Origin of the sequence: Cryobacterium melibiosiphilum, assembly GCF_003602235.1 — a bacterium.
In the GTDB taxonomy this organism is placed as follows: domain Bacteria; phylum Actinomycetota; class Actinomycetes; order Actinomycetales; family Microbacteriaceae; genus Cryobacterium; species Cryobacterium melibiosiphilum.
This window is the reverse complement of the sequence record NZ_QZVS01000025.1, coordinates 1-7,652: the sequence shown is the minus strand read 5'-3', so window position 1 is coordinate 7,652 and position 7,652 is coordinate 1. Positions and strand designations below refer to the sequence as shown.

Genomic DNA, 7,652 nt, shown 5'->3' with positions numbered 1-7,652 from the left:
CTCTTACCGTGATATTTATCCCGTTTCGTGAAACAGAGACCATTTAGCAGGGCCGGAAACCCTTAGCGTGTTATTTATTCCGTATCGTGAGCTGACCCCAGGGTCTTCGCAGTTGCGTCCGCGGCCTTCGTTGCAATGGTCGGAGTACTGAGCGTGTGGCGCGGCTGACAACATAGGTCGTCGCGCGAGAGAGGGGCCGTACCTTCCAGGTACGGCCCCTCTCTCGTGCGTGTGGCGTGCGCTCACCGGCTCGGTTCTGCGCGCTGCGCCTGAGGTGCGCGGCCTCGGGTGTTGCGGGCCTTCGGTGCTTTGCCGACTGTGGCCTTGGTCGCCTCGGTCGCCGGCTTCGCCTGGCTGACGTCGGCGCGCATCTTTGCCCCGACGGCCTCGGCGCTGACGCCCTTGGCTTCGAGGTCAGCTGCGGTCGCCTGGCGACGGTCTGCGGAGTCATACAGCGGCTCAGCGTCGGCGCGTACAGCGTCGGCCCGCGACTGGTGCGACTCGGCCTGCTCGCGGGACTCCTGGCGCTGCTCCGGATCGGGCTCATGCTCGGCCTGCTCACGTGCCCGTTCGGCGGTATTATCGGCCCGGTCGGCCTCGCTCAGCAGGCGCGCCGCTTCTGCTTCCTCCGCGGTCGCACGCTGACGTTCGGCGTCCGACTGGCCGCGGTTCTGCTCTGCGCGCTCCACGGCCTCCCTGACGGCCGCCGGGTCGGCGTTGGTGTTGTTGACGTCGACGCCGTAACGGCTGCGCAGCTCGTCCCTCATCCTGGACTCCGCTCGTACGGCCTCGGGGTCTTCATGCGACCATGCACGGGCGGTCTGGTAGGTGTTCCCGATCTGCTCGGGAGTCGCTTTGTCCCACCAGTCATTTCGGTACACGTTGCCGAACTCGGTGTGTGCCGTCTGGCGCTCAGCTTCTAACCGTGACGACAGCTCGCGTGCCTCTTTCTCGCTGGAGACCTGCGCCTTGCGTAGGGCGTCCTCGCGGGCGCGGGCAAATGTCTCGCCTATTCGGCCGGCTGCGGTGACAAGTACCCGCAACTGTCCCTCGAATGCTTCCTCGATGCCGTCGCTCTCATCGGCCATGATCTGTCTCCCCTTCTATCGTTCGGGGCCGCGGTCTGCGCCCGGTCGTGTGGTTGTACGTGGCTTCACCGGCTCGATGGGATCGGGCACGGGCGAGCTGGTCTTGCCCTTGCATGCGTCCTGGCCGCGGTCGATCTTGGCTAGGGCTTCCTGCACGGCTTCGTCGACGATCGCGCGCGTCTGTGTCGTCGGTCTCGTGGCTGTCGCGGTGGCCGTGTTACTCGTCGACGTCGACGAGGCGAGCCCCTGACGTACGTGGGTCAGGCGCTCTCGGACGTCGGTTGCCAGGAGCGCCGCCTGTCGCGCTTCGCCGGATGCTTTCGCTGCGTCGTAAATCGCGCCGGACAGGTTCATGAGCTGGCGCAGGAGCGCGGCCTGAGCGGCTGGCCCCTGGCCTCCGCGCGTGGCACTGGCGAGGAGCATCGCGGCCCCTCCGACTGATGCCAGGCCGGCACGCTGCGGCTGCACCGGTCGGCGAAAGGTCTGCGCGGACTTCGACAGTGCGTCGGCGGCCGCGGCGAGGTCGCCGGGCTCGGACTCGACCGCGTTCGACCAGGCCGCAAATGCGCCGGCCGTCTGTCGTGCCACGCTCTGCCAGGTCTCCCGGTCGTCAATCGGGACACTGCGCAGCTTGTCGCGCAGCTTGCCTATCTCGCGGGTGTACCGGGTCCACAGCTCCGGGTCGGGCTCGTGGCTCTCGCGCCCCGGTGCGACGATACGTCGGCCGCGCTTCGCGGCGCTCCACTCGGCGGCCGCGTCGGTTGCGCGGGTCGGGGTGTCGGGCCATCCCTCGCGCAGTCTCGGCAGGGTGAGGTCGCGGCCCAAGTGACCGCCGCCGTACCAGATCGGCCGTTGGCCGGCCTCAGGTCGTGCAGCGACCGAGTAGCCGGTTACGACGTCGGTCCGTCCGTCCGCGAACCGCGGCCGCACAAGCAATCCCGTCCGGCGCATCCGGCGAACGAACTCAGCCTCGTTGTCGGCCGACGTCGCAGCACCGCGCACGCTGCGGGCGAGGTCGTTACGCGGCACGTTCAGCCGAACCTCGGCCGCAACGCGCGCCTGCCGTTCCTTACCGTCCAGCTCCGCCCAACTCGGCATCGGCTCGCCCGATCGCTCGACCTGCTGCTGGTACTTCTTCTCCGCAAACTTCGCCGCGCTATCCTGCACACGAGCCTGCTCCGCGGGACTGTAACCGCGCGTCGACCGCTCACCCTTCGTCGACTCCAACTGCTCCAAACCGTACTTCACTTCAAGGGCGCGTGCCGCGGTCTGTGCGCGATGGAAATCGTGGTGGATCGACGCCTTAGTTCCGTCGTCCCGAACAAGGTTCACAGCGATGTGAATGTGATCGTTGCCAGCCTTCGACACACCGTGACGAACGGCCACCCAACGACACGGAGCCTTCGTACCCTCGTTATCGTCGAAACCCATCGCTGTCACAAAATCGCGAGCGATTGCGCCCCACTCTGCGTCGGTACGCATGCCCTCCTCCGCGCGCAGCGACAGCGACGCATGCCACACGTGACCGCCCGGAACCTCAACACCGTACGACGTGCGCGGACGATCAAGATGGCGAGCAATCGACCGGGCAGCATCGTCGCCCAGCTCAGCGTCATCGTGCCAGACCATGAGCGCGTCATCACCGGCCACAAGGTGCGGTTCCGTGTGCTCGTTCGCGCGCCCCTTGCCAACGAGGTAGGTCATCAGGCCGGCCATCCGATCGCCGCGGCTGACGTTCGGCATCATGAGGAGGCCAGCCCGTCGATTGCGTCGTCGATCCGCTCAGCCGTGCTGCAAACCGCGCGCAGTGTCGCCGTCAGCTCAGCAGGAAGTGTGCCTGTGGCATTAGCGGCCTTCGCCATCTGGTTCACGTTGTTACTAATCGCCGCCAGGAGACGGTGCAACGTGTACAGCTCCGCCATCGCATTGCGACGCTCGGTCGGCGTCTCTGACGTCTCGACCGCAAGCGCAGACTCGACGAGCAACCTCGGGATGGTAACGCGCTGAGCCTGGGACAGCCGGAGCAGCACGGCCTCCTCCTCGGGCGTGACCTTCACCTTGTGGAAGTGCTGACGGCCGCCCGTGACGTTGGCACGTCGACGACGAGAGAACAGGCGACCTCCAGGAAGCTCATCGCTCATCGGATTCACCTACTTTCGGCCCAGCGCAGCGACCCCACCCGTGCGGGGATCACACGTCAAGTGTGCCCGATCCGCGACTGGAAGTCGAGGATCAAGCCACTTAGGGAACCTAAGTGTATAGCTTGCTCCCCGCCGGGCGTCCGTTCCGTGCCCTCACGTTGACAGACGGGAAGGGTCGTGGCAAGGCCGCGGCTGTTCTCCTTATGCGACGAGAAACGTCGCGCTGTCTGGAGTGATTTCATACCATGGAGTACATGGTTAAAGAACTGAGTGTGGAAGAAGCAGTCGAGCGGGCGCAGCGTATCCAGGAGGAAAGAATCGGCACGATTCGCAGTCTTGCTCAGGCTCGCCAGAGCCTCACGGCCGTGCGCGAGTCAGCGGCCCTCCGGTTTGCCGAAGTAGAGCGCGAGACCGCCGAGAAAATCACCGCGGCTGAGCGCGAGGACGTCAAGCAGTACAGCGCAGCGCAAGCCGCCGGCTGGTCAGTCGAGGAGCTGCGAAAGGTCGGCTATGCCGAGCCCGACAAGAAGCTACGCGTACGCCAGCGCCAGGCCCGCAAGGCGTCGACTACGGCGCGTTCCAACGCTGAGACAACAACCGAGGACGATGCCGCAGTCGACGTGACTGACAGCGCTGGTGCGTGATGTAACCCCCTGACCACCTGTGGACGGCCTGAGCCCTAACGCTTCGCGGCTCCACCCGCCCACAGGTGGACAGCGGGACCCCAATCGTCCACCCGAACACCGGCCACACCGTTACGTCGACGGGACTCGTCGTGTTGCGTCTGTGTGGCCCGTGCACGGCCTCGTTGGGTAGGTAGTCCCCCTCCCCCCAATGCACGGATTATTTCAGAGGAGAGACCCCTGAAGGGCGGCATTTATCGGGGGACGGGGAAGATGCAGGCAGGCCGCTACGCGGAGAGCTGGGAAGCGTCGTGCGCTGCGTCAGCGGCGGCCTTGTCGAGGCCTCGTGAGACCGACGACTTGCCGACTCCGAGAACCTTCGCAATCTGCACAATACTCTGACCATCAGCACGCATCCGTAGGGTTTGCTCGATACGCTCGGAAGTCATCACAGAGGGCCGGCCACCGACACGGCCCTCAGCTCGTGCGTTCGCGAGACCACGCTTGGTGTTATCCCGGATCGTGTCGACGCGGAGCTGCGCGAACACGGCGACAATGCCAAACAGCGCCCGACCCATCGGCGTTGTCGTGTCGATATCAGGCTCGGTCAAGCTCTTAATGTTCACGCCTCGATCGTGCAGCTCACTGATGGTCTGAATAGCCATCGTCTCGCTGCCCGCGATGCGGTCGAGGCGGCGCACCATGAGGGTGTCACCGGAGCGCAGATAGTCCAGGCAAACGAGCCACTGTGGCCGCTCGGTAACGCGGATCGATTCGCCGTGGTCGACGAACACTCGCGCCGCACCCGCGGCGCGCAGCTCGGCCTCCTGAGCTGCCGGGCTCTGGTCACGCTTTGACACTCGTGCGTAGCCAACAATGTTCGTCACGGTCTCTCTCGATCAGTCTCGCCCGACGTCGGGGCGTCGCCCTGGCGTCTGTGTCGCGCGGTTGGTGGGGCCGGCACTGGTACCCGGCTTAGTAGCTGCGGTGGCCGGCCTCGGGAACGATGCACGGTAGGGCGAACGATCCCGCCAAAGCGCCGTCGACGCGCCAGGTGCCGACGCCTGAGGGGCCGGCGGCCGCTCGACGGTCATCGCTCGGAACACCGGAACGAGCGACGCCGACTGCGGCTCATAACGGCCGCGATCGGGACCGGAGAGCATCGACACCTGGTTCCAAATCTCCGGCGTGACGCCCGACACGGCGGGGTTGTAGTCGATGCGATACGAGCTCAGCTCCGAGACCTGTTGCATAAACAGCTTGCCCATACGGCCGTTTCCCTCACGGAACGGGTGCGCCTGGTTGACGTAGGCGAACACCTCCGCGGCGGTGGCCGCGAACTGGTCTCGATTCATCGTCGACCACTGAGCTCCTCGCACGATCCGGCCCGCGTCGCTGAGGTAGCGCGGCACGTCGCCGGGCTGCGCAAACTCGCTCAGGTTCTTACGGATGCCGACCATGCGGTACTCCCCCGCCCACTCGTAGACGTTGCCGAAGAGCTGCCGATGAATGGCACGCATGTGCTCGGCGTCGTAGGTTCTCGGGATCGGCGTCAGGCCCAGCTCGATCTTGACCTGTTGCTTGGTGGTCTCGGAGTACTCGCGCTGCGCCAGCGCGGCCCCGTCGCGCTCTCCGTAGAGGTTGCGCAGCACGGAGCCGCCAGTCTCCCAAAAATACGAATCCCAGGAGGCGAACCGTGACGCCATCAGCTCGCAATGGCGTGAGCGCGGTGGCGCTCTGCCGCGCCCGCTGCGCGGCGGTCGTACTCGGCTTCGTCGATCGCGCCGCGCACAAAATCAGTTAGGTTCTCGACGTCCTCACGGTTCGGCACCCAACCCTCGTGCCAGCTCGACGCAAACGAGTTCACGACCACCGTTCGGGTCGCCTCGTCGAGGGGCGCGAACAGCTCCGGCCAGCGGGCCTCGATGTTGAACTCAGCGGCCACGATGGCCCCCTCTCTTCGGTCTCTATCAATTCTATCAGCTCGCCCGAAAACGGTCTATAGATAGTTTCGGGAAGTATGGGTTTCGGGCGTTAGTTTCGGGCCGGCCGGGTATGACTGTTTGTGCTTTGTGGCGGCGTTCTGTGATCGCTGTTTGGCGCATCGAAACTGAGAACCTCGGCGATCCCGAACGGGCTTCAGCGTCTTGTATCGCATCGTTCAGCGGACACTCCCCCGGCCATAACGCTCAGTTCCCGCGTCTGGGTGCTCCTGATCCGACAGGAAGTCAGGAGCACCCCGCGGGTTCCCTACGGAATCGATATTTCTCTAAGCCGATTGGAGGCTTGTTTCCAAGCTTCTAGCTGCTTGCGTGAAAGCGGCTTCTCCGGGCTCATAGCCCAGTCCTTGATGTCTTTCCCATCTATTGACTGAGCGAGGTACCTGATGACCTGCTTTTTCGATTCTGTGGCCATCTCCGCTCCGATTTGCTCGGCGTTTGGTACATCAGCAATCTCGGTCAAATATGCCTGAGCGAACCAATCCGCAGCCTCAGCTCGTAAGTAGGGACTATTTAGCGAGCCGTACCAGCGAGCAATGAACTCGCCATACGGAGCGGAATCTTTCATAAAGCCGTCCCCACTGAAGAGGAGTTCCCTTACTTTTTGAGGCGTCAGTCCCTTCGCCCGGAGGAGAGCTTCATCTATCTCCCCCTTGTCAACCAGCCGACCAAGTTCGTTGCTCATCTCACCCATCCGTTGCTGACATGACCGCCTGTGGAGGTACGAACGACAACGGTATTCCCACTCTAGTTCCAGACGTATTCGATGTGATCGAAAGCCTTCGTGGCTTTGCCGTTCGCGATCGCCCTGCCCATAAAATCCGCAATTTTGGTTTTGTTTGCACCACCCACAGAGGTCCATTTGTGCGAATTCAGGCGGTCGTTGCAACATTGGGTTCTTCTGGGTCAAATAGTAGTCGCTGCATGGATTCAGCGGTCGGTCCAATTGACCGAACTCAGCACGGCTTGTGTCAACACAATTAGATGGGATAGTGAATGCAAATTATCGGTTCTCATCTGACCTTACTGAGATCGACCGCGACCAGATACACCGCTGGATCAGCGAGCTGTCCTATTGGGCGCCCGAGCGATCACGCTCACGGCAGGACGCAGCCATTGACGGCTCACGCAACTTCGGCATGTACGACACTGTCTCTAATCGGCAGGTCGCCTACGCGCGCGTCATCACGGACGGCGTCACGTTTGCCTGGCTCTGCGATGTCTTCGTCGACCCCACAGTTCGCGGTCACGGCATTGGCAAAGCCCTCATCGCGGGGATTCTCGAGGAGTGCGATCCCCTAGGACTGAGACGCATCGCCCTCTCGACCAACGATGCACACAGCCTGTATTCCAATCTCGGGTTCTCCACCTTGATCGCCCCGGAGACGTGGATGGAGCGCATCGTCAACCCCGGCGTTTAGCCGAGAGACGACTGTTGACTGTTCCCGTAAGTGGAACCCCCTATGGGACGAACAATTGCGGTTCAGCCCTTAGATCCGGCGTGCGGGATAAGTCAGAACAGGACGCGCACATAACTATGGATCTATCGCTAAGCATTGGTATAGTTATTCCATGGCCACGTTTGACGAAAAGTTACCCTGGGCGCCGACCGGTTACGAGGAACGGCCCTGGCGCAGCGTCCAAGACGACTATGGCTCACGAACGCAGAAGCGTCTGGCATCCGGACCGTACTTGGCATCAGTGCCCGCATTCATTGCCGATCTCGATATCCCGCTGAGCAGCGAACTCCACGCGGTGACCGAAGAGGCCGCCAGTGAGCTTGCCCGCTTCGATGCCGAA

9 protein-coding genes and 1 pseudogene are annotated in these 7,652 nt (G+C 63.4%); 3 read left to right on the top strand and 7 right to left on the bottom strand.

Annotated features, from left to right (window positions below):
• Nucleotides 1-242: 242 nt before the first annotated feature.
• From D6T64_RS00420 to mobC, 3 genes are read right to left on the bottom strand one after another with little or no spacing between them, the layout of a single operon-like run.
• Entirely contained in the window at nucleotides 243-1,088 is an 846-nt protein-coding gene (locus tag D6T64_RS00420; RefSeq protein ID WP_119970367.1) for a hypothetical protein, read from the bottom strand.
• Between the two features lie 15 nt (nucleotides 1,089-1,103).
• Nucleotides 1,104-2,834: a relaxase/mobilization nuclease domain-containing protein gene (locus D6T64_RS00415; protein ID WP_119970365.1), complete on the bottom strand. Its 1,731-nt coding sequence runs from the start codon at nucleotides 2,832-2,834 to the stop codon at nucleotides 1,104-1,106.
• The gene (gene mobC / locus D6T64_RS00410) at nucleotides 2,831-3,229 is read right to left on the bottom strand and encodes a plasmid mobilization relaxosome protein MobC (protein ID WP_119970363.1); all 399 of its coding nucleotides are present in this window, start codon (nucleotides 3,227-3,229) and stop codon (nucleotides 2,831-2,833) included. The genes D6T64_RS00415 and mobC overlap by 4 nt, the downstream gene beginning before the upstream one ends.
• A gap of 254 nt (nucleotides 3,230-3,483) precedes the next feature.
• Between mobC and D6T64_RS00405 the strand changes: the two genes are divergently transcribed.
• Nucleotides 3,484-3,873: a hypothetical protein gene (locus D6T64_RS00405; RefSeq protein WP_199719004.1), complete on the top strand. Its 390-nt coding sequence runs from the start codon at nucleotides 3,484-3,486 to the stop codon at nucleotides 3,871-3,873.
• Between the two features lie 266 nt (nucleotides 3,874-4,139).
• Here D6T64_RS00405 and D6T64_RS00400 read toward each other — a convergent pair whose 3' ends face one another.
• The 4 genes from D6T64_RS00400 to D6T64_RS00385 all read right to left on the bottom strand — a co-directional run bounded on the left by D6T64_RS00400 (nucleotide 4,140) and on the right by D6T64_RS00385 (nucleotide 6,537).
• Nucleotides 4,140-4,739 (bottom strand): recombinase family protein, encoded by a 600-nt coding sequence (locus D6T64_RS00400; protein WP_119970361.1) that lies wholly within the window; start codon nucleotides 4,737-4,739, stop codon nucleotides 4,140-4,142.
• A gap of 12 nt (nucleotides 4,740-4,751) precedes the next feature.
• Complete coding sequence (locus tag D6T64_RS00395) at nucleotides 4,752-5,558, bottom strand: Fic/DOC family protein (RefSeq protein ID WP_119970359.1); 807 nt, start codon at nucleotides 5,556-5,558, stop codon at nucleotides 4,752-4,754.
• The gene (locus tag D6T64_RS00390) at nucleotides 5,558-5,797 is read right to left on the bottom strand and encodes an antitoxin VbhA family protein (RefSeq protein WP_119970356.1); all 240 of its coding nucleotides are present in this window, start codon (nucleotides 5,795-5,797) and stop codon (nucleotides 5,558-5,560) included. Before D6T64_RS00390 ends, D6T64_RS00395 begins: the two co-directional genes overlap by 1 nt.
• Nucleotides 5,798-6,102: 305 nt before the next feature.
• Nucleotides 6,103-6,537, bottom strand: coding sequence for a hypothetical protein (locus D6T64_RS00385; RefSeq protein ID WP_119970354.1), 435 nt, complete (start codon nucleotides 6,535-6,537; stop codon nucleotides 6,103-6,105).
• A 307-nt stretch (nucleotides 6,538-6,844) separates the two neighbouring features.
• Here D6T64_RS00385 and D6T64_RS00380 point away from each other — a divergent pair, with 307 nt between their 5' ends.
• A complete protein-coding gene (locus tag D6T64_RS00380; RefSeq protein WP_119970352.1) occupies nucleotides 6,845-7,273 on the top strand; it encodes a GNAT family N-acetyltransferase in 429 nt (142 codons plus the stop codon).
• 151 nt (nucleotides 7,274-7,424) lie between these two features.
• Nucleotides 7,425-7,652: pseudogene (locus tag D6T64_RS22055) on the top strand (Fic family protein); the annotation flags it as partial.

Excerpts from the sequence above, each read along its gene's own strand:
- D6T64_RS00420 (WP_119970367.1), bottom strand. The coding sequence starts at position 1,088 with ATGGCCGATGAGAGCGACGGCATCGAGGAAGCATTCGAGGGACAGTTG.
- D6T64_RS00415 (WP_119970365.1), bottom strand. The coding sequence starts at position 2,834 with ATGATGCCGAACGTCAGCCGCGGCGATCGGATGGCCGGCCTGATGACC.
- mobC (WP_119970363.1), bottom strand. The coding sequence starts at position 3,229 with ATGAGCGATGAGCTTCCTGGAGGTCGCCTGTTCTCTCGTCGTCGACGT.
- D6T64_RS00405 (WP_199719004.1), top strand. The coding sequence starts at position 3,484 with ATGGTTAAAGAACTGAGTGTGGAAGAAGCAGTCGAGCGGGCGCAGCGT.
- D6T64_RS00395 (WP_119970359.1), bottom strand. The coding sequence starts at position 5,558 with ATGGCGTCACGGTTCGCCTCCTGGGATTCGTATTTTTGGGAGACTGGC.
- D6T64_RS00385 (WP_119970354.1), bottom strand. The coding sequence starts at position 6,537 with ATGAGCAACGAACTTGGTCGGCTGGTTGACAAGGGGGAGATAGATGAA.